The sequence below is a fragment of the Streptomyces sp. NPDC020898 genome (assembly GCF_044333925.1).
In the GTDB taxonomy this organism is placed as follows: domain Bacteria; phylum Actinomycetota; class Actinomycetes; order Streptomycetales; family Streptomycetaceae; genus Streptomyces.
On record NZ_JBIRRV010000014.1, the window covers coordinates 129,555 to 150,613 of the forward strand.

Here is a 21,059-nt window from a genome sequence, read left to right on the forward strand (position 1 = left end):
GGAACGAAGAGGAAGAGGGGGGACGGTGAGCGGCATGTGGGGCACGGACCCGGGAAGCACCGCGCCGAGGTGGGCGGTGGTCGCGAACGGGGACAACCGTCGGGCGGGCCTGTTCGCGACGGCCGCCGAGGCCGCCGGTCACGGCACACCTCGTGTGGTCGAGTGGCGTGACGTGCTGCGCGAGGGCGGCCACGACTTCGCCGACGACGAGTTCGTCCGCCTCGACTCGCCCGGGGAGAGCGCCGAGGTGGACGCCCTGCTGCGCGGTGTGGACGATCCGACGCGGGTGGAGGGTTCCGCGCGCTGGTACCGACGGTTCCTGGAGTGCGTGGCCTCGTTGCGCGGCGGGCGGCGGCTCGACGACCCGGCGGAGCTGGCCGTGATGTTCGACAAACGGCTGTGTCACGACCGGCTCGCCCGGGCGGGCGTACCGGTGCCGCCGTCCCCCACCTCCGGCGGCCTGTCGCCGGTGCGGGACTGGGCGGACGTACGGGGCCTCATGGAGGAGGCGGGCCTGCGGCGCGTCTTCGTCAAGCTCGCCCACGGCTCCTCCGCCTCCGGTGTGCTGGCGATCGAGACGACCGCATCGGGCCGGATCCGCGCGACCACGTCGGTGGAGCGCACCGAGGAGGGCCGGCTCCACAACTCCCTGCGCGTGCGCCGCTACACCGACGAGAGGGAGATCGCCGCGATCGTCGACACGCTCGCCCCGGACGGGCTGCACATCGAGCGGTGGCTGCCGAAGGCTTCGCTCGGCGGCCGGTCGACGGATCTGCGCATCGTGGTCGTTGGCGGCCGGGCCACCCACGCCGTGGTCCGCACGAGCCGTTCCCCGCTGACCAACCTGCATCTCGGCGGGGCACGCGGCGACCTGGCGGCCGTACGGGCGCTGGCCGGTGAACGGTGGGCCGAGGCCCTCGACACGAGTGAGCGGGCCGCGGCCTGCTTCCCCGGCACCCTGTGCGTCGGCGTCGATCTGCTGCCGGCCGTCGGCTGGCGCCGCTTCGCCGTCGGGGAGGTCAACGCGTTCGGTGACCTGCTCCCCCGCCTCACCGGCCTTCCGGGCAGCGGCGCGGAGGGCCTGGACACATACGCCGCGCAGGTCGCGGCGGCCGAATCCTTCTCCCCCGGTTCCTTCTCCTTCGGCCCCTTCTCCGGACCGGCGCACGACCTGTCAAGGACAGCCCATGCCACAGCCTGAGCCCGCACCAACACCCACACCCGCTCCCGCTCCCGCTCCGGACATGAACGAGGTGGTGGGCCGCGACGATCTGCTGCTGCTCACCCTGGACACCCTCCGCTACGACGTGGCCGTCGAACTCGCCGCCGCCGGACGGCTGCCCAACCTCACCACACACCTCCCGGGCGGCACCTGGGAGAAGCGGCACGCCCCGGGGAACTTCACGTACGCCTCCCACCAGGCGATGTTCGCGGGGTTCCTCCCCACTCCGGCCGGGCCCGGCCCGCATCCACGTCTGTTCGCGGCCGAGTTCGCGGGCAGCGAGACGACAGCGGGCGGCACGTACGTCTTCGACACCCCGGACATCGTGTCGGCGCTGGCCGCGCGCGGCTACCGCACGGTGTGTGTCGGCGGCGTCGGCTTCTTCAACAAGCAGGGCGCCCTGGGCGGCGTACTGCCCGGGTTCTTCCAGGAGAGCCACTGGGAGCCGGAGTTCTCCGTGGCCTCCCCGACCTCCTTCGAGGCGCAGGTGGCCCGCGTCGAGAAGACGGTGGCCGAACTGCCGCCAGAACAGCGGCTGTTCCTTTTCCTGAACGCCTCGGCGCTGCACCAGCCGAACTGGTTCCATTTGCCCGGCGCGACTCGCGAGGCGGGCGACAGCCGACGCACCCACGCCGCCGCGCTGGAGTACATCGACCGTCACGTGGGGCGGCTGTTCGCGGCGATGAGTTCGCGCCGCCGCTGCTTCGCCATCGTCTGCTCCGACCACGGCACCGCCTACGGGGACGACGGCTACACGGGCCACCGCCTCGGCCACGAATCCGTGTGGACCGTGCCCTACGGCCACTTCTTCCTGGAGCCGCCCGCATGACCGTCACCTCCGCGGACACCTCCGTAACCTCCGTCCGCCTGCCGCGGCCCTACCAGAGCTATACGTACGCGTACCCGCACAAGACCGCCTACCGGGAGCTCGCCCGCGAAGGTCGGCCGGCGCCCCGGCTCGCGGATCTGTGGGCCGGGGAGTCCCGGCAGGCGCTGTCGCTGTACCTGCACATCCCGTTCTGCGAGATCCGCTGCGGGTTCTGCAACCTGTTCACCCGCATCGGCGCGCCGGACGGTCTGACGGGCCGTTACCTGGACGCCGTACAGCGCCAGGCCGCCGCCGTCCGCGAGGCCCTGGGCGATGCGGAGACCCCGCGTTTCGTCAACGCGGCGTTCGGCGGCGGCACGCCGACCTACTTGGAGGCCGCCGAACTGGAACGGCTGTGCGACATCGCGGAGCGGGAGATGGGCGTGGACCTGCGGGCCGTCCCGCTGTCCGTGGAGGCGTCGCCGTCCACGGCCACGGCCGACCGGCTGGCCGTGCTGGTCGAGCGGGGCGCCACCCGCCTCAGCCTCGGCGTGCAGAGCTTCGTCGAGGAGGAGGCGCGGGCCGCCGTACGCCCACAGCACCGGTCCGACGTCGAGGCGGCGCTGACCCGCATCCGTGAGGCGGCCGTGCCCGTCCTCAACATCGACCTGATCTACGGCATCGACGGCCAGACCGCGGCCAGCTGGCGCTACTCCGTCGACGCGGCCCTGGCCTGGCGCCCCGAGGAGATCTATCTCTACCCCCTCTACATCCGCCCGCTCACCGGCCTGGGCCGCCACACCGACCCCCGGGCCGCCGACCGCGAGTGGGACGAGCAGCGCCTGCGCCGCTACCGGGAGGGCCGCGACCATCTCCTGACCCAGGGCTACGAGCAGGTCTCGATGCGTATGTTCCGGCGCTCGGACGCGCCGCCGCAGGGTCCGGACGACTACGCCTGCCAGACCGACGGCATGATCGGCCTGGGCTGCGGCGCCCGCTCGTACACCTCCACGCTGCACTACTCCTTCGACTACGCCGTCTCGATGCGGGAGATACGCGGCATCATCGACGACTACACCGCCACCGAGGACTTCTCCCGCGCGCTGCACGGGCGCCGGGTCGACGAGGACGAGGCACGGCGCCGGCATCTGCTGCAGTCGCTGCTCCAGGCCGAGGGCATGCCCGTCGCGGATTACCGGCTCCGGTTCGGGTCGGACCCCTGCGACGACTTCCCCGCCGAGCTGGACACCCTCGCCGCCCGCGGCTGGCTCGACGGCGACCGGGCCGGGCGGCTGCGTCTGTCCGCCGAGGGGCTGGCCCACTCGGACGCCATCGGCCCGGAGTTCTTCTCACGGGACGTGCGCGACGCCATGGCCGCCTACGAGACGAAGTGAGACGAGCCCGGTGGATCTGACGCTGCTGTACCGCGGGCCGCTCTCCTCCTGCGACTACGACTGTCCCTACTGCCCGTTCGCGAAGCGCCGGGACACCACGGCGCAGCTGCGCGCCGACCGCGCGGCACTGGAGCGGTTCACGGCATGGGCGCGCGCCCAGCGGGAGGACGGGCTGTCGGTGCTCTTCACGCCGTGGGGCGAGGGGCTGGTCCGCTCCTGGTACCGGCGCGCCCTCGTGGAGCTCTCGCACGAACCGCACGTACGCCGTGTCGCCATCCAGACCAACCTGAGCTGCCGCACCGACTGGCTGGCGGACGCGGACCGCGACACCGTCGCCCTGTGGTGCACCTACCACCCCGGGCAGACGCCGTACGAACGGTTCCTGGCCAAGACGTACGAGCTGTCCGCCCTCGGGGTCCGTTTCAGCGTCGGCATCGTCGGCGTACCGGACCATCTGGAACACGCGCGGCGGCTGCGCGCGGAGCTGCCGGAGCACGTCTATCTGTGGGTGAACGCGGCCGAGGGGCACACCTACACGGACGAGCAGGCCGCCGAGTGGACCTTCCTGGATCCGCTCTTCCCGTTCAGCCGGCACCCGCACCAGTCGGCGGGCCTGCCGTGCCGCACGGGCGATTCGGTCCTGTCGGTGGACGGTGAGGGCACGGTGCGCCGCTGTCATTTCGTCCGCGCGGAGCTGGGAAATCTGTACGACGGCTCCTACCGTGCCGCGCTCGGCCCGCGGGCCTGCCCCCTGGCGGTGTGCGACTGCCATATCGGCTACGTGCATCTGGAGACGCTGCCGCTGTACGACGTGTTCGCGGGCGGCGTCCTGGAGCGCGTTCCGCGGGCTCTCCCGGACCGGCCGCTGCTGCCGCTGGTCCCGTCCGAACTGGCGTCGACGACGGCTGCCGTGACAGGGTCGTCGGGATCGTGAACGTGCAGTTGGTGAAAGGGAAGTTCGTGGACACCCAGACCTGGGACGCACTGGCCGCATCGATGAAGAACGCGTACACCGCGGGCCTGGGCGAGGGGTCGGTGCCCCGCCCGGTCATCATGCCACTGGTCCGCGGTGAGCTGGTCGGTCTGATCTGGCTGCGTCCCGTCGAGCACGGCAAGGACGCGCTCACGGGTATCGCCCAGCTCTCGAACATCGCCGCGGCGGCCGGCGCCGACGAGGTCGTCCTCGCCTGGGAGACCCGTGACGTCGCCGCTCTCTCCGAGGCGCCGGCCGTCGGCCCTGCGCCCTGCCTGAACCTGGTGCACGCCACGAAGGACGGTCACACACTGCACCGGTTCCCGTACACCGAGCGGTCCCTCGCCCACCTCTCCGAGAGTCTGGCCGCCGTCGAACCGCAGTGGCTCCCCGCCCCCGACCCCCAGCCGGGCGGCGAACTGATCCCGCCGGTCCGGGCCGCGGTCGACTACTCCTTCGTCCCGCTCGAACTCGACCATCCCTCGCCTTTCGGGGTCACCGTCGTCCTGATGGAGGAAGACGGCTACAGCGTGCGCCTGACCGAGGCGTTCGCCCTCTGACCCCCGCCAGACACCCTCCACACCTGCTGTCACGGCCGTTGAGGCCGGGGTCACAGTTGCGGCGAGGGCAAGGTCACAGCCTCGGAGACTGCTCCGGATTCCGCTCTCTGCCCTAGCATCCGGACATGACAGTCCTGCCCAACGACGGGCTCTCGCTGGCCGCCGAGTTCCCTTCCGCCACCCATGATCAGTGGCAGCGCCTGGTGGAAGGCGTCCTACGCAAAGCGGGCAAGGAGGTCTCGGCCGAGACAGCCGAGGACGCGCTGTCCACCCCGCTGGAGTCCGGCCTCACCACCCGGCCCCTGTACACGGCGCGCGACGAGGCTCCCGACCCCGGTTTCCCCGGCTTCGCCCCCTTCGTCCGCGGTGGCCGGCCCGAGGGGAACACCGTCCAAGGCTGGGACGTGCGCCAGCGGCACACGACAGCCGTCGGCGACGCGGTACTCGCGGACCTGGAGAACGGCGTCACCTCGCTCTGGCTCGCCGTCGGCCCGCAGGCCATCCCGGTCGGCTCCCTGGCCCAGGCCCTCGACGGTGTCCTCCTCGACCTGGCCCCCGTCGTCCTCGACGCCGGACAGGAAGTGGAGCCCGCCGCACGGGAGTTGCTGCGGCTGTACGAGGAGCGGGGCGTCGCCAAGGAGGCGGCGCGCGGCAATCTCGGCGCCGACCCGCTGGGCCACGAGGCCCGTACGGGTGAGGAGTCGCCCTTCGCGCCGGTCGTCCCGCTCGCCCGGCTGTGCGCGGAGGAGTACCCGGGGCTGCGTGCGCTGACCGTGGACGCGCTCCCGTACCACGAGGCCGGCGGCTCGGCCGCGCAGGAGCTGGGCGCGTCACTGGCGACCGGTGTCGCCTACCTGCGGGAGCTGACCGAGGCCGGGCTGAGCGTCGAACAGGCCTGTGCACAGCTGGAGTTCCGGTACGCGGCCACCGCCGACCAGTTCCTGACGATCGCCAAGCTGCGCGCGGCCCGGCGGTTGTGGGCGCGGGTCGCCGAGGTGTGCGGGGCGCCGACAGCCGGGGCGCAGGTACAGCACGCCGTGACCTCGCCGGTGATGATGTCGCGCCGCGATCCGTGGGTGAACATGCTGCGCACGACGGTCGCCACGCTCGCCGCCGGAGTGGGCGGCGCCGACTCCGTCACGGTGCTCCCCTTCGACCACGCGCTGGGTCTGCCGGACGCGTTCGCGCGCCGGATCGCCCGCAACACGTCGACGATCCTGGTCGAGGAGTCGCATCTGGCGCGGGTCATCGACCCGGCGGGCGGCTCCTGGTACGTGGAGCGGCTCACCGACGAACTCGCCCACGCGGGCTGGGAGTTCTTCCAGTGGATCGAGGGCCTGGGCGGCCAGGCCGCCGCCCTTCGTTCCGGCCGGCTCGGTGCGGCCCTGGCCGACACCTGGGCGGCCCGTTCCGCCGAGCTGGCCAAGCGGCGCGAACCCATCACCGGCGTCAGCGAGTTCCCGAACCTCGCCGAGCGCCTCGTGGAGCGCGAGCCCGCGCCCGAGCCGCCGCCCGGAGGGCTCCCCCGGGTGCGGCGCGACGAGGCGTTCGAGACGCTCCGCGCCCGCTCCGACGCCCACCTCGCCGCCACCGGAACCCGGCCGCGCGTCTACCTGGCGACCATCGGACCGGCCGCCGCCCACACCGCGCGGACGTCCTTCGTCTCGAACCTCTTCCAGGCCGGCGGCATCGAGCCCGTCACGGAGGGCACCTTCGAGGAGAGCGGCGCCACCGAGGCCTGTCTCTGCTCCAGCGACGCGCTGTACGCGGAGCAGGCGGCGGCCGTCGCCGGAAACCTGAAGTCGGCGGGAGCGCGGCAGGTGTTCCTCGCCGGCCGTCCCGGGCAGTACGAGGACGTCGACGCGTACGTCTTCGCGGGCTGCGACGCCGTCGCCGTGCTCTCCGCCACCCTCGACCGTATGGGAGCGTCCTGATGGGAATCCCCGACTTCTCCGGAATCGAACTGGGGACCCCGCCCGCCGACACCGCCGCCGGCGCCGACGACTGGCGTACGGCCGTCAAGGCGGCGACCGGCTCGGACGAGGCCTTCTGGGAGACGCCGGAGGGCATCGCGGTCAAGCCGCTGTACACGGGCCGTGACCTGGAAGGCCTGGACTTCCTGGAGACATACCCGGGCGTGGCCCCGTATCTGCGCGGGCCGTACCCGACGATGTACGTCAACCAGCCCTGGACGATCCGCCAGTACGCGGGCTTCTCCACCGCCGAGGAGTCCAACGCCTTCTACCGCCGCAACCTCGCGGCCGGCCAGAAGGGCCTGTCGGTCGCCTTCGACCTGCCCACGCACCGGGGGTACGACAGCGACCACCCGCGCGTGACCGGTGACGTCGGTATGGCGGGCGTGGCCATCGACTCGATCTACGACATGCGGCAGCTCTTCGACGGCATCCCGCTGGACAAGATGACCGTCTCGATGACGATGAACGGCGCCGTGCTGCCGGTTCTCGCGCTCTACATCGTCGCCGCCGAGGAACAGGGCGTGCCGCCCGAGAAGCTGGCCGGGACCATCCAGAACGACATCCTCAAGGAGTTCATGGTCCGCAACACCTACATCTATCCGCCGAAGCCGTCGATGCGGATCATCTCCGACATCTTCGCGTACACCTCGCAGCGGATGCCCCGCTACAACTCCATCTCGATCTCCGGCTACCACATCCAGGAGGCGGGTGCGACGGCCGACCTGGAGCTGGCGTACACGCTCGCGGACGGTGTCGAGTACATCCGGGCGGGGCGGGAGGCGGGGATGGACGTGGATGCGTTCGCGCCGCGGCTCTCCTTCTTCTGGGCGATCGGCATGAACTTCTTCATGGAGATCGCCAAGATGCGGGCCGCGCGCCTGCTGTGGGCGCGGCTGGTCAAGCAGTTCGACCCGCAGAACGCCAAGTCCCTCTCCCTGCGCACCCATTCACAGACCTCCGGCTGGTCCCTGACTGCGCAGGACGTGTTCAACAACGTCACGCGTACGGCCGTGGAGGCGATGGCGGCCACCCAGGGCCACACCCAGTCGCTGCACACCAACGCCCTCGACGAGGCCCTCGCGCTGCCCACCGACTTCTCGGCGCGCATCGCCCGCAACACGCAGCTGCTGATCCAGCAGGAGTCGGGCACGACCCGGGTCATCGACCCGTGGGGCGGCAGCGCGTACGTGGAGAAGCTGACGTACGACCTCGCGCGCCGCGCCTGGCAGCACATCGAGGAGGTCGAGGCGGCGGGCGGTATGGCCAAGGCCATCGACGCGGGCATCCCCAAGCTGCGCATCGAGGAGGCCGCGGCGCGCACCCAGGCCCGCATCGACTCGGGGCGCCAGCCGGTGATCGGCGTCAACAAGTACCGCGTGGAGACCGACGAGCAGATCGACGTCCTCAAGGTCGACAACTCCTCCGTGCGCACCCAGCAGATCGAGAAGCTGCGGCGGCTGCGGGCGGAGCGCGACGAGCGGGCCTGCCAGGACTCGCTGGACGCGCTGACCCGGGCGGCCGGCGGTGAGGGCAACCTGCTGGAGCTGGCGGTGAACGCCGCCCGTGCGAAGGCGACGGTCGGGGAGATCTCGGACGCGCTGGAGAAGGTGTACGGGCGGCACGCGGGCCAGATCCGTACGATCGCCGGGGTGTACCGCAACGAAGCAGGCGAGTCCCCGTCCGTCGACCGCACCCGCACGCTGGTCGACGCCTTCGAGGAGGCCGAGGGGCGCCGGCCGCGCATCCTGGTCGCCAAGATGGGCCAGGACGGCCACGACCGCGGCCAGAAGGTGATCGCCACCGCGTTCGCCGACCTCGGCTTCGACGTCGACGTCGGCCCGCTGTTCCAGACACCGGGCGAGGTGGCCCGGCAGGCGGTGGAGGCGGACGTCCACATCGTCGGGGTGTCCTCGCTGGCCGCCGGGCACCTCACTCTCGTACCGGCGCTGCGCGAGGAACTGGCGGCCGAGGGGCGCGAGGACATCATGATCGTCGTCGGCGGAGTGATCCCGCCGCAGGACGTGCCGATCCTCCTGGAGATGGGCGCGGCGGCCGTGTTCCCGCCCGGGACGGTGATCCCGGACGCGGCGTACGACCTCGTGCAGCGGCTCTCGGCCGACCTCGGGCACGACCTGTGATCGATCTCGACGCGTACGTCAAGGGCGTGCTCGACGGGAAGCGGGCGATCGTCGCCCGGGCCATCACCCTCGTCGAGTCGACCCGGCCGGGGCACCGGGCGCTGGCACAGGAGTTGCTGACCGCGCTGCTCCCGCACAGCGGCCGGGCGCGGCGCATCGGCGTCAGTGGGGTGCCGGGGGTCGGGAAGTCGACGTTCATCGACGCGTTCGGCACGATGCTGACAGGGCTTGGGCACCGGGTGGCGGTGCTTGCCGTCGACCCTTCCTCCAGCCGTACCGGGGGCTCGATCCTGGGCGACAAGACCCGGATGGAACGCCTGGCCGTCGACCCTGCGGCGTTCATCCGCCCCTCCCCCACCGCGGGCACGCTGGGCGGGGTCGCCAAGGCGACGCGTGAGTCGATCGTGGTGATGGAGGCGGCGGGCTACGACGTGGTGCTGGTGGAGACGGTCGGCGTCGGCCAGTCCGAGACCGCCGTCGCGAACATGGTCGACTCGTTCCTGCTGCTGACGCTGGCCCGCACCGGCGACCAGTTGCAGGGCGTCAAGAAGGGCATCCTGGAGCTGGCGGACGTCCTGGCCGTCAACAAGGCGGACGGCCCGCACGAGCGCGAAGCCCAGTCCGCCGCCCGGGAGTTGGCGAGTGCCCTGCGGCTCATGCACGGCAGGGACGCGTCCTGGACACCGCCCGTCCTGACGTGCAGCGCCCGTGAGTCGACCGGTCTGGACGCCGTCTGGGACCGCCTCGAACAGCATCGCACCCTGCTCGACTCGACCGGCCGCCTCGCCGCCAAACGCCGCGACCAGCAGGTCGACTGGACGTGGACGATGGTCCGCGACGAACTGCTGGGCCGCCTGCACGCGGACCCGGGCGTACGGGCCCTCGCACCCGGCCTCGAACAGCAGGTCCGGGACGGCGAGTTGACGGCGACACTCGCCGCCGAACGCATCCTCGGGGTATTCGGCGGCGGCCAGGGTTCCACTGAGGCGAAGTAAGGCGGCGTGCAGCTTGTTCGGCCCCGTCCGCCAGGCGGGATGCGTCGCCCACGGCTACCCGCGCGAGTCCGGACCCGGCGTGCACGGCGTCCACTCCCCCGCGTGTGCCGAGCGCCGCCGCGGCGGCTGCCCTCCTGTGCAGGGGACTTGACACTGTCCCCGCCGAACGGCTGTGGGTCAATCCGACCGCGGCCTCAAGACCCGCGCCCGGCCCGAGACCCGCGTCTACCCGGAGAACCTGGTCACCGCCGCCCGCACGGTCCGCGGCGAGCTGTCCGTGTCCTGACCGAACACAACCCCGGGGACCGGGGCGCGGTGAGCGCCCCGGTCCCCGGCCGGCAGAGCACCACCGTCGGCCGAGACCGCCACCTGGAGCGCCAGGACGGCGACCAGCGCGAGCGACAGGCTTAGGACCCGGCGCAGTTCGTCAGACATCGCGCCTCCTCAGCGCGCCCGCCGCCACGAGCAGCGCCACGGTCGCGTACGTGGCGACCAGTGCCAGCGAGGGCCAGGCGCCCACGCTCCCGACTGCCTCGGGGGTCGCGTCGGAGGTCTGGGTGAGTTTCTGCAGAGCGGCGGTCGGGGTGGCGCCCGCGATCCACCGCTGGAGGTCGCCGAAGAGCGGGCCGAACAGGGACGGCAGCAGCAGGGTGCCCACCACGGCGGCCACCGCCCCCGCGGAATGGCGCACCAGCGTCCCGATCGCCAGGCCCAGCACACCGACGAGCGAGAAGAGCGCGGCGACACCGAACAGCGCGGGCAGCGGCTCCCCCTGGGCGTACGCGCCGTCCTCCAGGATCGCGTCGCCGACGACGTACGCCGTCGCGCAGGCGGCCAGCGACGTGACGTACAGCAGAGCCGCGAGGAGCACCGCCTTCGCCGCGAGCACCCGGCCCCGGCGCGGTACCGCGGCGAGGGTGGAGCCGATGGTGCCGCTGGAGTACTCGCCGCACACGGTCAGCGCGCCCAGCACTCCGGCGACGATCAGGGAGACGACAGTGAGGGAGAGGCTGCCGCCGAGGACGGTGTCGTCGGGCTGAAGGCTGCCGGTCAGGCCGACGAAGACGGCGCCGATGGCGGTCGCCAGGCCGGTCGTCGCCGCGGTCCACGTCGTGGAGCGCAGGCTGGTGAACTTCGTCCACTCGAAGGCCAGCGCCTGCCCGAAGCCCGGGGGCGGCGTGACGGTGGTCGTACGCGTGCTCATGGGACCAACTCCTCGGTGCGTGTGCCCCGGTACTCCACCGAGGTTCGCGTCATGCTGGTATAGACCTCCTCCAACGAGGAGAAGACCGGGGTCAGTTGGTGGACGGCGAGGCCGTGTTCGCGGGCCAGTTCGCCGATGACGGCCGGGGGCAGACCCGTCACCCGCCAGCCGCCGTCCGCCGCCGGGCGCACGCGCGCACCCTTCGCCTCCAGCAGTGCGCGCATCGGCCGGGCCTCGCCGTCGGCGGTACGCAGCAGCGTCGCGCCCTGCGAGTTGGTCTCGATGAAGTCCCGCATGTCGGTGTCGGCCAGCAGCCGGCCGCGGCCGATCACGATCAGGTGGTCGGCGGTGAGTTCCATCTCGCTCATCAGGTGGCTGGAGAGGAAGACGGTTCTGCCTTGTCCGGCAAGGGACTTGAGCAGGTCGCGCATCCAGCGGATGCCCTCGGTGTCCAGGCCGTTGACCGGCTCGTCGAGGATGAGGACGCCCGGGTCGCCGAGCAACGCGGCGGCGATACCGAGCCGTTGGCCCATGCCGAGCGACAGTCCCCTGGCCCGTTGGCCGGCGACCTCGGTGAGCCCGACCGTCTCCAGCACCTCGTCGACCCGGGCCCGCCCGAGCGCGTTGCTGCGGGCGAGCCCGAGCAGATGTCCCCGCACACTGCGCCCGCCGTGCACCGCCCTGGCGTCCAGGAGCGAGCCGACCTCGCGCAACGGTGCCGCGAGACGGTCGTAGCGCCGTCCGTTCACTGTGACCGTGCCCGCGGTCAGGGTGTCCAGGCCGAGGATCATGCGCATGGTGGTCGACTTCCCGGCGCCGTTCGGACCGAGGAAGCCGGTCACCAGGCCCGGGCGGACGGTGAAGGTCAGCCGGTCGACGGCGGTCTTCCCTCCGTAGGTCTTGGTGAGTTCCCGTGCTTCGATCATGCCGTCGACGCTACGGAGCGCGGACAGTCCGGGCATCCGCCGCCGGGAGTCGGCCCCTACTCCCCTCGGAGCAGACCCCCTGCGCACATCTCAGAGCGGCGTGGCGGCGTGCAGGATGAGGACCATGGTCACGGCGGAGTTCGCCGACGACATCGCCGACACCGCGGCACCCGCCGCCGCACCCCACGTCGCCAGGCCCACCGCGGTGAACACCGAGGGCCAGGTCCGTGCCGCGGGCGCCGGGCCGAGCAGGGCCGCCACCCGGCGCGGTACCGGCCCCGGCGCGGCAAAGCCGGCCAGCGTCGCCAGGGGCGTACCCCGGGAGACGAGGGCCGCCTTCCCGATGGCGCGCGCGACGGTCTGACGGCTGCCCACGTACCGTGCCGCGTCCTCGTCCGCCCACCGCTCCGCCGTGTACGCCACCGCCGTACGCAGGGGCCGCAGAAACGGGTTGGCGCGCGCGGCCAGCCGCACGGCGAGCAGGAAGCGGTGGTGCCGGGCGGTCAGATGGGCGCGCTCATGGGCGAACAGGGCGCGCCGTTCGGCAGGTTCGAGGCAGTCGAGCAGCGCGGTGGTGATGACGATCCGGTTCCGGCCCCGGCCCTGACCCCGTCGGCCGCCGGGCAGCGCGTACGCGTACGGCGCCTGGTCGGGCAGCACCGCCACCTCCGTACCGGGGAGCCCGGCCAGCGCCCGGTGTGCGCGGCGGTGGACCCGGCCGTGCCGCCACAGCGCCCGGCCGCAGGCCACCAGCACGGTGAGCAGCGCCGGTATGGCGAGCTTGCCGGCCACCTCGTCGTACGGCACGGCCTCGCGCACCTCGGGGTCCGACCAGCCGTCGGGCAGCGGGTTGCCGGGCAGTTGCGCCGTGCCGACCACCATCAGCAGGCCCAGACACACCGTGCTGCAGACCGCCATCACGCCCGCCACCGCGGCCAGCAGCCGGGTCGCGGTGCGCGGATGCAGATGCTGCTCGGCCAGCCGCGCGATCGGCCACGCCGTCAACGGCAGGACCAGCGGCAGAAAGACGAACACCCCCATGAGAACTCAGTCTTCCCTCTGCCCGTCGCCTCCGCCGCCCCCGTCGCCCCCGTCGCCCCCGTCGCCCCCGTGGGCCCTCTCCGGCCTGGGCCGGCCCAGCAGTTCGCGCAGCAGCCGCTCGTCGTCGGGGCCGAGGCCGGTGACGAAGCTCGCCAGCACCGCCTCCCGGTCGCTCTCGGCGTCCAGCACCCTGCGCATCCGGTGCGCGGCGAGACCCGCCTCGTCGGACGCGGACGTCCAGGAGAAGGACCGCCCCGCGCGTTCCCGGGTGACCGCGCCCTTGGCCAGCAGCCGGGTCAGGATCGTGATGACGGTCGTGTAGGCCAGGTCGCCGCCCAGCCGCTCCTGTACCCAGCCGGCCGTCGCCGGACCCTGCGCCTCACGCAGCGCCGACAGGACCAGCGCCTCCAACTCGCCCTGCCCCCGCCGCCGGGGACGCTGCCCGTGATCCATCACGCCCTGTCTCCCCTCCGCTGCCGTCCGTTGCCGTTCCGTTGCCCGAGCGAACATCGTATAGACGCCCCGAGCAGGTAAACGCCATCGTGAGGCACCTCGACGGACACTCACCCTTCCACATTTTCTACAGTGATGTAGATTTCAGGTCCGGGTCCGCGCCGCGGCCCTCAACCGCATCTGATTCAGAAGGAGTTCGCCGTGGGAGTTTCCCTGTCGAAGGGCGGCAACGTCTCGCTCAGCAAGGAGGCGCCGGGTCTGACCGCCGTCCTGGTCGGCCTGGGCTGGGACGTACGGACCACCACCGGCACCGACTACGACCTCGACGCCTCCGCCCTGCTCCTGGACGCCTCCGGCAAGGTCCTCTCGGACCAGCACTTCGTCTTCTACAACAACCTGAAGAGCCCGGACGGTTCCGTCGAGCACACCGGCGACAACCTCACCGGCGAGGGTGAGGGCGACGACGAGTCGGTCAAGGTGGACCTCGCCGCCGTACCCGCCGAGGTCGACCGGATCGTGTTCCCGGTCTCCATCCACGACGCCGACAGCCGGGGCCAGAGCTTCGGCCAGGTCCGGGGCGCCTTCATCCGCGTCGTCAACCAGGCCGGCGGTGCCGAGCTCGCCCGGTACGACCTCTCCGAGGACGCCGCCACCGAGACCGCGATGGTCTTCGGTGAGCTCTACCGCAACGGCGCCGAGTGGAAGTTCCGCGCGGTCGGCCAGGGCTACGCCTCCGGGCTGGCCGGGATCGCGTCCGACTTCGGCGTCGGCGTCTGAGACGGGTGGGCGCCACATGTTCGGACTGAGTGAACTCGCCGTCATCCTCGTCGTCGTCATCGCCGTTCTCGCCGCCAGGAAGCTTCCCGAGCTGACCCGCGCGGCGGGCAAGTCGGCGCGCATCCTCAAGGCGGAGGCCAGGGCGCTGAAGGAGGAGCCGGCACCGGCCGGGGAGCAGCCGGCGCCCCATGTCATCCGGGGCGAGACCGTCGTGTCCGGCACCACGACGCCCACCGGGGCTCCGGGGCCGCAGGCCTGACACGGACACCCTGCGGCGAGAGCGGCGCCCGGCCCGGCGTTGCTCTCGCCGCGTCCCGGGGGCGCAGTCGCGGTTCAACGCGGGTACCCCCAGGCGCGGGAGAGGCCGCGCAACGCCGCCGGGACACCCTCGGCGTCCGGCAGGGGCCGCGCCTTCTGGATCTCCAAGGAGCACGTCGGGTCTACGGCGGCGTGCTGACCAGCTGCCTCGGCGCGATCCTCGCCCGGATCAAAGTGATCGCCCAGTACAGCTAGAAGACCGCGGACGGCGACTACGAGCTCGCCGATCACAGCCACAAAATCGGCACCATCACGGCGTACTGTGAGCGGGTTGCTCGCAACAAGTGCCCCGATGCGGTGAACGAGACATGACGACTCCACTCACCGGAGGGCAGTCAGGAGTCCGCGCCGATGCAGCGGTGGGAGAACGAAGGGCTGGCCCGGCTGCAAACCGCCCTCGTCCGGGGCATGCTCCGGTTCACGGCGGCACCCCTGGGTGATGGCCCTGTCGTCCGGGGCGTGCTTCCCGTCCCGACGAAACGAGGCGTGGGGAGAGTGGCTGTCTGGGACGGCCACGACATCGGGACCTCGGTGGCCTACGACCTGCCTCTGGTGGACCACCACGGCGACAACATCCCCGCCTCCGCACTGGCAGCGGCTCTGCGGCAGGCCGTACGGCAGGCGTCCGACGATCCACGGACCGCCGCGGGCCACGACCGTGAGGGGCACGGCATCCCCGTCGTGGCGGCGGAGAACGTGGGGCGGCTCCTGGAGGACGGTCCGGAGTTCGACCTCACGGACGCTCTCCACGCGGCAGCCGCAGGAATCACCCCGTCCGGGGGTCACGAGCGCGCCGGGAAGCTGTGTCTGCTCGGCTTCCTCCTCCTCGACCGGCACAGCGCGCGTCTCTACGTGACCGGCGAGGGGCTGTCCGACACGGTCGGTCTCGACGTGTCACTTCGCGACGAAGAAGGAGCCGTGGCCGTGGGCATCACGGGCCTGGCCGCTGCCCTGCCCTCGCTCATCGCCGGCGACCAGTTGCAGTACAACCCCTCGGACGCCGTGGACCCCTATTGCTCGGAAGTATTCGACCTGACCCACTGGTAGCGCTCGGGCACGTCCGGCCCTGGCTCACAGGAAGGACCGTGCGGGCAGGCGGTGGACACCGTGAGGGCGGCGCCGGGCTGTGGGTGTCATCCCGGGCGGCATGGTGAACCAGGCGCAGTCCGGGGCGCGGCGCTGCCGAGTGCCTGCCTTCGCCGGGGACGCTGATGGGCACGAATCCGAAGACATAGTCATTCAGGTCGTCGGAATGGCCCATCTGGACCGCGACATCAGCAGGCGTCATCGCGGTCGCCCCGATCGCCCCGTCCCTGGCAGGGGCCGATCGGCCCCTGCCAGGGACCTGCGGCCCCTGCACCACGAACTCGATCGACACCAGTCTGGAATCGGATCGTGCGATCCCGATCCAGGAGGTGGAGACCATGCCCCGCACCATCACCGTGGGCCTCGACGGCTCGCCCGAGAGCCGCGCCACCCCCCTGCGGGTCGTCCACGGCTGGAACCCGCCGTCCTATTACGCCTACGGCCTCTCCTCCGACCTCGAACTCCACACCGAGGTCCTGCGCCCGTGGCGGCAGAAGTTTCCCGCCGTCGAGGTCGTCGAGGAGTCCAGGTACGGAACAGCCGCCATCCACCTGGTCGACGACTCCCGCGAGGCCTCCCTGGTCGTCGTCGGCCGCCGAATCCCCCGCGGCCCGCTCGGCGCCCGCATCGGCCCGACCACGCACGCCGTACTGCACCACGCCACCGCCCCCGTCACCGTCGTCACACGCGGCTGACCTGCCCCGAGGAGGAGAGAAAGCATGAAGGCAGCAGTCGTACGAGCCTTCGGCGAGCCCCTGGTCATCGAGGAGCGCCCCGATCCCGAGCCCGGCCCCGGACAGGTCAGGGTCCAGGTCGAGGCCTCCGGGCTGTGCCACACCGACATCCACGCCGCCCGCGGAGACTGGCCGGTCAGGCCGAGCCCGCCGTTCGTCCCCGGCCACGAGGGCGTCGGCCTCGTCGAGGCCCTCGGCGACGGCGTCACGCACCTCGCACCGGGGCAGCGCGTCGCCGTGCCCTGGCTGGGCAGGACGTGCGGGCGGTGCGAGTACTGCCTGTCCGGCCGGGAGACGCTGTGCCAGCAGCAGATCAACACCGGATACGGGTGCGACGGCGGGTACGCGGAGAAGATGCTGGCCTGGGCCGACTTCGCCCAGCCGGTGCCCGACGGCATCAGCGCCCTGGAGGCCGCCCCGCTGACCTGCGCCGGCGTCACCACCTACAAGGCCCTCAAGGTCGCCGACGTCAAGCCGACCCAGCTCGTGGCCATCTCCGGAGTCGGAGGACTGGGCCACCTGGCGGTGCAGTACGCGAAGATCGCCGGGGCGCGGGTGGCGGCGATCGACGTCACGGACGAGAAGCTCGAACTCGCCGCGGAACTCGGCGCCGACCTCGTCATCGACGCCCGCAAGCAGGACCCGGGAGAGGTGCTCCAGCGCCACGGCGGTGCGCATGCCGCCATCGCGCTGGCGGTGAACGAGACGGCGTTCTCGGCGGCGTACGCCGGGCTGCGGCGCGGCGGGAAGCTCGTGCTGGTGGCCCTGCCGGCGCACGGCACGATCCAGGTCCCGATCTTCGACACCGTGCTGAACGGCACCTCGGTGATCGGCTCCATCGTGGGTACCCGGCAGGACCTGGCCGAGGTCTTCGAGCTTCACGCGGCAGGCCGCACCAGGGTCATCTACGAGACACGGCCGCTCGCGCGCGTCAACGAGTCCATCGACGAGGTGCTGCGCGGCGAGATCAAGGCGCGGATCGTCTTCGACATGGCTGCGGGAAGGTGAGGACGATGCAACTCCCCCTGGTCGTGGGCGTCGACGGTTCCGAGCCGAGTCTGCGTGCCGTGGACTGGGCGGCCGACGAGGCCGCCCTGCGCGGGGTGCCGCTGCGGCTGGTGTACGCCTCGCTGTGGGAACTCCCTATCGAGGGTCCCGCACTCGCCACGGGGCTTGGCAGGTCCTCGGAGCAGGTGCTGGCCGACACCATCGTCGAGGCCGCCGCGAAGCGCGCCCACCGCCGCGAGGTGGACGTGAAGATCTCCACCGAGGTACTGCCCGAAGAGCCGGTGCCCGCTCTGCTGCGCGAGGGCCGTACCGCTTCGGCGCTGGTCCTGGGCTCGCGCGGCCGTGGCGGCATCGCCGAGTTGCTGCTCGGCTCGGTCAGCCTCGCGGTCGCCGCCCGCGCCGCCTGCCCGGTGATCGTGCTGCGCGGCAGCCACGGCAACCGGGCGGACTCCGTGATGCGCGGGCCCGTCGTGCTGGGGGTCGGCGAGGAGCCGGAGAACGCGGCGGCCGTGCGCTTCGCCTTCCAGGAGGCGGCGCAGCGCCGGGTGCCCCTGGAGGCCGTACGCGCCTGGCGGTGCCCCGGGTACCAGACCACCGACCACCCTCTGATGGCCGGCGAACCCGCCCGGCTCCACGAGGAGCGGGCCGTTCAGACCCTGGACGCGGCGCTGCGGGATGCCCCGGAGGGTGTGGAACTGCACCGGCGTACCGCCGAAGGCCCCGCCCGCAAGGTGCTGCTCGACGCCTCGGCCGACGCCGGCCTGCTCGTCGTCGGCGCCCGGCCGCGCCACGGCCACTTCGGGCTCCAGCTCGGCCGGGTCGCCCACGCGGTCCTGCACCACTCCGCCTGCCCGGTGGCCGTCGTACCCCAACGGGCATGACCGGCTCAGAGCGCCACCGTGGGCGCGACGCGCGGGTTCACGTGCTCCGAGACGCGTGTGGACGTGGCGCCCCTCGAACACCACGACAAGCGGGCGCCCTCGGTTCGCGCCCCTTCCCGAAGCCTGACTCGCCTCGATGACTTGCGGAGTCACCATGCTCAAGGTCGAACACCGGAACAGCACCGTACTGACCGACGAGGAACTGCGCACCCTGGACGCCCACTGGCGGGCCGCCAACTACCTGGCCGTCGGCCAGATCTATCTGATGGCCAACCCGCTCCTCACCGAACCCCTCACCGCCGCCCACATCAAGCCGCGGCTGCTCGGCCACTGGGGCACCTCGCCGGGCCTCAACCTCGTGTACACGCACCTCAACCGGGTGATCAAGGCCCGCGGTCTCGACGCGCTGTGCGTATGGGGCCCCGGCCACGGAGGGCCGGCGGTGCTCGCGAACTCCTGGCTGGAGGGCAGCTACAGCGAGACCTACCCGGACGTCTCGCGGGACGCGGCGGGTATGGACCGGCTCTTCCGGCAGTTCTCGTTCCCCGGCGGAGTGCCCAGCCATGTCGCGCCGGAGACACCCGGCTCGATCCACGAGGGCGGCGAGCTGGGCTACTCGCTCGCGCACGCGTACGGGGCCGCCTTCGACAACCCTGATCTGCTGGTCGCCTGCGTCATCGGCGACGGCGAGGCGGAGACCGGGCCGCTCGCCGCGTCCTGGCACTCCAACAAGTTCCTCGACCCGGTGCACGACGGCGCCGTCCTGCCGATCCTGCACCTCAACGGCTACAAGATCGCGAACCCGACGGTGCTGTCCCGCCTTCCGGAGTCCGAACTCGACGAACTGCTGCGCGGCTACGGCCACGAGCCGATCCACGTCACCAGCGACGACCCGCACCAGGTCCACCGCGCCATGGCCGACGCCTTCGACCAGGCACTGGACCGCATCGCCCTGATGCAGAGCGCGGCCCGCGAGGACGGTGTGGCCGAGCGCGTGCACTGGCCCATGATCGTGCTGCGCACCCCGAAGGGCTGGACGGGACCCGCCGAGGTCGACGACGTCCCGGTCGAGGGCACCTGGCGCGCCCACCAGGTCCCGCTGTCCGCCGTACGCGAAAACCCGGACCATCTACGGCAGCTGGAGACCTGGCTGCGCTCGTACCGCCCCGAGGAGCTCTTCGACGCCGACGGGCGGCCCACCGCCGACGTCCTCGCCTGTGTCCCCGAGGGGACCCGCCGGCTGGGCGCCACCCCGCACGCCAACGGCGGCCTGCTCGTACGCGACCTGCCCATGCCGTCCCTGGACCGCTTCGCCGTTCCCGTCGACAAGCCGGGCGCCACCCTGCACGAGCCCACCCGGGTCCTCGGCGACCTCCTCGAACAGGTCATGCGGGACACGTCGCAGCGGCGCGACTTCCGCCTCGTCGGCCCCGACGAGACCGCCTCCAACCGGCTGGACGCCGTCTTCAACGCCAGCGGCAAGGCCTGGCAGGCCCAGATCCTCCAGGTGGACGAGCACCTGGACCGGCACGGCCGGGTGATGGAGATCCTCTCCGAACACCTCTGTCAGGGCTGGCTGGAGGGGTATCTCCTCACCGGCCGGCACGGACTGTTCTCGTGCTACGAGGCGTTCGTCCACATCGTCGACTCGATGGTCAACCAGCACATCAAGTGGCTGAAGACATCGAGGGAGTTGGCCTGGCGGGCTCCGATCGCCTCCCTCAACTACCTGCTCACCTCGCACGTCTGGCGTCAGGACCACAACGGCTTCTCGCACCAGGACCCCGGCTTCGTCGACCATGTCCTCAGCAAGAGCCCCGAGGTCGTACGGGTCTATCTGCCGCCGGACGCCAACACCCTGCTGTCCGTGGCGGATCACGCCCTGCGCAGCCGTGACTACGTCAACGTGATCGTCGCGGGCAAGCAGCCCTGTTTCGACTGGCTGTCCATGGACGAGGCCCGCGCCCACTGCGCCCGTGGTGCCGGGGTCTGGGACTGGGCGGGCAGCGAGAACGGCGGCGAGCCCGACGTGGTGCTGGCCTGCGCGGGAGACGTGCCGACGCTGGAGATCCTGGCCGCGTCCGGTCTGCTGCGGCGCCATCTGCCGGAAGTCGCCGTCCGCGTCGTCAACGTCGTCGACCTGGCCCGGCTGCTGCCGCGCGAGGAACACCCGCACGGAATGGGCGACTTCGAGTACGACGGCCTGTTCACGACCGACAAACCGGTGATCTTCGCCTACCACGGCTACCCCTGGCTGATCCACCGCCTCGCCTACCGCCGCACCGGCCACCACAACCTGCACGTCCGCGGCTACAAGGAGATGGGCACCACGACCACCCCGTTCGACATGGTCGTCCGCAACGACCTCGACCGCTACCGCCTCGTCATGGACGTCATCGACCGCGTCCCCGGCCTCGCCGTACGCGCCGCCGCCGTACGCCAGCAGATGGCCGACGCCCGCACCCGCCACCACGCCTGGATCCGCGAGCACGGCACCGACCTGCCCGAGGTCACCGACTGGACCTGGACGGCCTGAACACCCCCGCCCCGCGAAGGAGTTCAACG

19 protein-coding genes and 2 pseudogenes are annotated in these 21,059 nt (G+C 71.9%); 16 read left to right on the top strand and 5 right to left on the bottom strand.

Features of this window, described 5'->3' with window-relative positions; all coding sequences use genetic code 11:
- The first annotated feature begins 34 nt into the window (after positions 1 to 34).
- From ACH4TV_RS35000 to ACH4TV_RS35040, 9 genes and pseudogenes are all read left to right on the top strand, one after another.
- Positions 35 to 1,201, top strand: coding sequence for an STM4014 family protein (locus ACH4TV_RS35000; protein ID WP_398405423.1), 1,167 nt, complete (start codon positions 35 to 37; stop codon positions 1,199 to 1,201).
- Between the two features lie 43 nt (positions 1,202 to 1,244).
- Entirely contained in the window at positions 1,245 to 2,051 is an 807-nt protein-coding gene (locus ACH4TV_RS35005; protein ID WP_398405424.1) for an STM4013/SEN3800 family hydrolase, read from the top strand.
- Entirely contained in the window at positions 2,048 to 3,424 is a 1,377-nt protein-coding gene (locus tag ACH4TV_RS35010) for an STM4012 family radical SAM protein (protein ID WP_398405289.1), read from the top strand. The genes ACH4TV_RS35005 and ACH4TV_RS35010 overlap by 4 nt, the downstream gene beginning before the upstream one ends.
- 10 nt (positions 3,425 to 3,434) lie before the next feature.
- Positions 3,435 to 4,358, top strand: coding sequence for an STM4011 family radical SAM protein (locus tag ACH4TV_RS35015; protein ID WP_398405290.1), 924 nt, complete (start codon positions 3,435 to 3,437; stop codon positions 4,356 to 4,358).
- A 26-nt stretch (positions 4,359 to 4,384) separates the two neighbouring features.
- Complete coding sequence (locus tag ACH4TV_RS35020; RefSeq protein ID WP_398405291.1) at positions 4,385 to 4,957, top strand: hypothetical protein; 573 nt, start codon at positions 4,385 to 4,387, stop codon at positions 4,955 to 4,957.
- Positions 4,958 to 5,082: 125 nt separating this feature from the next.
- Positions 5,083 to 6,891: a methylmalonyl-CoA mutase family protein gene (locus ACH4TV_RS35025; protein WP_398405292.1), complete on the top strand. Its 1,809-nt coding sequence runs from the start codon at positions 5,083 to 5,085 to the stop codon at positions 6,889 to 6,891.
- Positions 6,891 to 9,071 carry a methylmalonyl-CoA mutase gene (scpA, locus tag ACH4TV_RS35030; protein WP_398405293.1) on the top strand — a complete coding sequence of 727 codons (2,181 nt, stop codon included), beginning with the start codon at positions 6,891 to 6,893 and terminating at the stop codon, positions 9,069 to 9,071. The genes ACH4TV_RS35025 and scpA overlap by 1 nt, the downstream gene beginning before the upstream one ends.
- Positions 9,068 to 10,066, top strand: coding sequence for a methylmalonyl Co-A mutase-associated GTPase MeaB (gene meaB / locus ACH4TV_RS35035; protein ID WP_398405294.1), 999 nt, complete (start codon positions 9,068 to 9,070; stop codon positions 10,064 to 10,066). Before scpA ends, meaB begins: the two co-directional genes overlap by 4 nt.
- Positions 10,067 to 10,115: 49 nt before the next feature.
- Positions 10,116 to 10,352 (top strand): annotated as a pseudogene (locus ACH4TV_RS35040) (5-methyltetrahydropteroyltriglutamate--homocysteine S-methyltransferase); the annotation flags it as partial.
- Here ACH4TV_RS35040 and ACH4TV_RS35045 read toward each other — a convergent pair.
- From ACH4TV_RS35045 to ACH4TV_RS35065, 5 genes are all read right to left on the bottom strand, one after another.
- Positions 10,292 to 10,501, bottom strand: coding sequence for a hypothetical protein (locus tag ACH4TV_RS35045; RefSeq protein ID WP_398405432.1), 210 nt, complete (start codon positions 10,499 to 10,501; stop codon positions 10,292 to 10,294). The pseudogene ACH4TV_RS35040 and the gene ACH4TV_RS35045 sit on opposite strands and share 61 nt — an antisense overlap.
- Positions 10,494 to 11,270, bottom strand: coding sequence for an ABC transporter permease subunit (locus tag ACH4TV_RS35050; protein ID WP_398405295.1), 777 nt, complete (start codon positions 11,268 to 11,270; stop codon positions 10,494 to 10,496). Before ACH4TV_RS35050 ends, ACH4TV_RS35045 begins: the two co-directional genes overlap by 8 nt.
- Positions 11,267 to 12,196 (bottom strand): ATP-binding cassette domain-containing protein, encoded by a 930-nt coding sequence (locus ACH4TV_RS35055; RefSeq protein WP_398405296.1) that lies wholly within the window; start codon positions 12,194 to 12,196, stop codon positions 11,267 to 11,269. The genes ACH4TV_RS35050 and ACH4TV_RS35055 overlap by 4 nt, the downstream gene beginning before the upstream one ends.
- A gap of 90 nt (positions 12,197 to 12,286) precedes the next feature.
- Positions 12,287 to 13,237, bottom strand: coding sequence for a M56 family metallopeptidase (locus ACH4TV_RS35060; RefSeq protein WP_398405297.1), 951 nt, complete (start codon positions 13,235 to 13,237; stop codon positions 12,287 to 12,289).
- A 6-nt stretch (positions 13,238 to 13,243) separates the two neighbouring features.
- Complete coding sequence (locus tag ACH4TV_RS35065) at positions 13,244 to 13,690, bottom strand: BlaI/MecI/CopY family transcriptional regulator (protein ID WP_398405298.1); 447 nt, start codon at positions 13,688 to 13,690, stop codon at positions 13,244 to 13,246.
- A 201-nt stretch (positions 13,691 to 13,891) separates the two neighbouring features.
- On the opposite strand from ACH4TV_RS35065, the gene ACH4TV_RS35070 reads away from it, so the two are divergent.
- The 7 genes and pseudogenes from ACH4TV_RS35070 to ACH4TV_RS35100 all read left to right on the top strand — a co-directional run bounded on the left by ACH4TV_RS35070 (position 13,892) and on the right by ACH4TV_RS35100 (position 21,030).
- Positions 13,892 to 14,467 carry a TerD family protein gene (locus tag ACH4TV_RS35070; protein ID WP_398405299.1) on the top strand — a complete coding sequence of 192 codons (576 nt, stop codon included), beginning with the start codon at positions 13,892 to 13,894 and terminating at the stop codon, positions 14,465 to 14,467.
- Between the two features lie 16 nt (positions 14,468 to 14,483).
- On the top strand, positions 14,484 to 14,726 hold the full coding sequence (locus ACH4TV_RS35075; protein WP_398405300.1) for a twin-arginine translocase TatA/TatE family subunit: 243 nt from the start codon (positions 14,484 to 14,486) through the stop codon (positions 14,724 to 14,726).
- 410 nt (positions 14,727 to 15,136) lie between these two features.
- Positions 15,137 to 15,832, top strand: a complete 696-nt coding sequence (locus ACH4TV_RS35080) for a hypothetical protein (protein ID WP_398405301.1) — start codon at positions 15,137 to 15,139, stop codon at positions 15,830 to 15,832.
- Between the two features lie 422 nt (positions 15,833 to 16,254).
- Positions 16,255 to 16,566: pseudogene (locus ACH4TV_RS35085) on the top strand (universal stress protein); the annotation flags it as partial.
- Between the two features lie 24 nt (positions 16,567 to 16,590).
- Positions 16,591 to 17,613, top strand: a complete 1,023-nt coding sequence (adhP, locus tag ACH4TV_RS35090) for an alcohol dehydrogenase AdhP (protein WP_398405302.1) — start codon at positions 16,591 to 16,593, stop codon at positions 17,611 to 17,613.
- 5 nt (positions 17,614 to 17,618) lie between these two features.
- Positions 17,619 to 18,494: a universal stress protein gene (locus ACH4TV_RS35095; RefSeq protein WP_398405303.1), complete on the top strand. Its 876-nt coding sequence runs from the start codon at positions 17,619 to 17,621 to the stop codon at positions 18,492 to 18,494.
- Between the two features lie 154 nt (positions 18,495 to 18,648).
- Complete coding sequence (locus tag ACH4TV_RS35100) at positions 18,649 to 21,030, top strand: phosphoketolase (protein WP_398405304.1); 2,382 nt, start codon at positions 18,649 to 18,651, stop codon at positions 21,028 to 21,030.
- Positions 21,031 to 21,059: the final 29 nt, after the last annotated feature.

Excerpts from the sequence above, each read along its gene's own strand:
- ACH4TV_RS35000 (WP_398405423.1), top strand. The coding sequence starts at position 35 with ATGTGGGGCACGGACCCGGGAAGCACCGCGCCGAGGTGGGCGGTGGTC.
- ACH4TV_RS35005 (WP_398405424.1), top strand. The coding sequence starts at position 1,245 with ATGAACGAGGTGGTGGGCCGCGACGATCTGCTGCTGCTCACCCTGGAC.
- ACH4TV_RS35010 (WP_398405289.1), top strand. The coding sequence starts at position 2,048 with ATGACCGTCACCTCCGCGGACACCTCCGTAACCTCCGTCCGCCTGCCG.
- ACH4TV_RS35025 (WP_398405292.1), top strand. The coding sequence starts at position 5,083 with ATGACAGTCCTGCCCAACGACGGGCTCTCGCTGGCCGCCGAGTTCCCT.
- scpA (WP_398405293.1), top strand. The coding sequence starts at position 6,891 with ATGGGAATCCCCGACTTCTCCGGAATCGAACTGGGGACCCCGCCCGCC.
- ACH4TV_RS35045 (WP_398405432.1), bottom strand. The coding sequence starts at position 10,501 with ATGTCTGACGAACTGCGCCGGGTCCTAAGCCTGTCGCTCGCGCTGGTC.
- ACH4TV_RS35050 (WP_398405295.1), bottom strand. The coding sequence starts at position 11,270 with ATGAGCACGCGTACGACCACCGTCACGCCGCCCCCGGGCTTCGGGCAG.
- ACH4TV_RS35055 (WP_398405296.1), bottom strand. The coding sequence starts at position 12,196 with ATGATCGAAGCACGGGAACTCACCAAGACCTACGGAGGGAAGACCGCC.
- ACH4TV_RS35060 (WP_398405297.1), bottom strand. The coding sequence starts at position 13,237 with ATGGGGGTGTTCGTCTTTCTGCCGCTGGTCCTGCCGTTGACGGCGTGG.
- ACH4TV_RS35065 (WP_398405298.1), bottom strand. The coding sequence starts at position 13,690 with ATGGATCACGGGCAGCGTCCCCGGCGGCGGGGGCAGGGCGAGTTGGAG.
- ACH4TV_RS35075 (WP_398405300.1), top strand. The coding sequence starts at position 14,484 with ATGTTCGGACTGAGTGAACTCGCCGTCATCCTCGTCGTCGTCATCGCC.
- ACH4TV_RS35080 (WP_398405301.1), top strand. The coding sequence starts at position 15,137 with ATGCAGCGGTGGGAGAACGAAGGGCTGGCCCGGCTGCAAACCGCCCTC.
- adhP (WP_398405302.1), top strand. The coding sequence starts at position 16,591 with ATGAAGGCAGCAGTCGTACGAGCCTTCGGCGAGCCCCTGGTCATCGAG.
- ACH4TV_RS35095 (WP_398405303.1), top strand. The coding sequence starts at position 17,619 with ATGCAACTCCCCCTGGTCGTGGGCGTCGACGGTTCCGAGCCGAGTCTG.
- ACH4TV_RS35100 (WP_398405304.1), top strand. The coding sequence starts at position 18,649 with ATGCTCAAGGTCGAACACCGGAACAGCACCGTACTGACCGACGAGGAA.